Annotated in this window: 1 protein-coding gene; it reads left to right on the forward strand. The window is 66.7% G+C overall.

What is annotated here, in order from left to right:
- A partial coding sequence (locus tag HC022_RS26450) for a TRCF domain-containing protein (protein ID WP_167454370.1) occupies nucleotides 1-1461 on the forward strand: 1461 nt, incomplete at both ends.

A 1461-nucleotide genomic window follows, 5' to 3' on the forward strand; every position in this document is an offset into this window, starting at 1 on the left:
TCTCGGCGATCGAGGACGTGCTGGGCGACATGACCAGCGGCAACCCTATGGACCGGCTGATCTGCGGCGACGTGGGCTTTGGCAAGACCGAGGTCGCCATGCGCGCGGCCTTTGTCGCGGCCATGTCCGGGGTGCAGGTGGCGGTGATCGCGCCGACCACGCTGCTCGCCCGCCAGCACTACAAGAGCTTCGCCGAGCGATTCCGTGGCTTCCCCCTCAACGTGGCGCCGCTGTCGCGCTTCGTCTCCGCGTCCGAGGCGGCCAAGACCCGCGACGGCATCACCAAGGGCACCGTGGACATCGCGGTGGGCACCCATGCGCTGCTTGCCAAGGGCATCCGCTTCCAGAACCTCGGGCTGCTGATCATCGACGAAGAGCAGCACTTCGGCGTGAACCACAAGGAGCGGCTGAAGCAGCTGCGCAGCGACATCCACGTGCTGACGCTCACCGCGACGCCGATCCCGCGGACGCTGCAGCTCTCGCTTTCGGGTGTGCGGGACCTGTCGATCATCGGCACGCCGCCAGTCGACCGCCTGTCGATCCGCACCTATGTCTCCGAGTTCGACCCGGTCACCATCCGCGAGGCGCTGCTGCGCGAGTATTACCGCGGCGGCCAGAGCTTCTACGTGGTGCCGCGCATTTCGGATCTTCCCGAAATCGAGGAATTCCTGCGCGAGCAGGTGCCCGAGGTCAGCTACGTGGTGGCCCACGGCCAGATGGCGGCGGGCGAGCTCGACGAGAAGATGAACGCCTTCTACGACGGCAAGTACGACGTGCTGCTGGCCACGACCATCGTGGAGAGCGGGCTCGACATTCCGACCGCGAACACCATGGTGGTGCACCGCGCCGACATGTTCGGCCTGTCGCAGCTCTACCAGATCCGCGGCCGCGTCGGCCGGTCCAAGACCCGGGCCTATGCCTACATGACTACCAAACCGCGTGCCAAGCTCACCGACACCGCCGAGAAGCGCCTGCGGGTGCTGGGCTCGCTCGACACGCTGGGGGCGGGCTTCACGCTGGCCTCGCAGGACCTCGACATCCGCGGCGCCGGCAACCTTCTGGGCGAGGAACAATCGGGCCAGATGCGCGACGTGGGGTACGAGCTTTACCAGCAGATGCTCGAGGAGGCGATCGCCAAGATCAAGTCGGGCGAGATGGAGGGCCTGCTCGAGCAGGACGGCCAGTGGGCGCCGCAGATCAACCTCGGCGTGCCGGTGCTGATCCCCGAGGATTACGTGCCGGATCTCGACGTCCGGCTCGGGCTTTACCGCCGCCTCAGTGCGCTGTCGACCAAGGTCGAGCTCGAGGGCTTCGCCGCCGAGCTCATCGACCGCTTCGGAAAACTGCCCAAGGAGGTCAACACCCTGCTGCTCATCGTCCGGATCAAGGACATGTGCAAGCGGGCCGGGATCGCCAAGCTCGACGGCGGGCCCAAGGGCGCCACGATCCAGTTCCACAACG

It is taken from the genome of Salipiger sp. HF18, from assembly GCF_011806505.1.
Classification (GTDB): Bacteria; Pseudomonadota; Alphaproteobacteria; order Rhodobacterales; family Rhodobacteraceae; genus Salipiger; species Salipiger thiooxidans.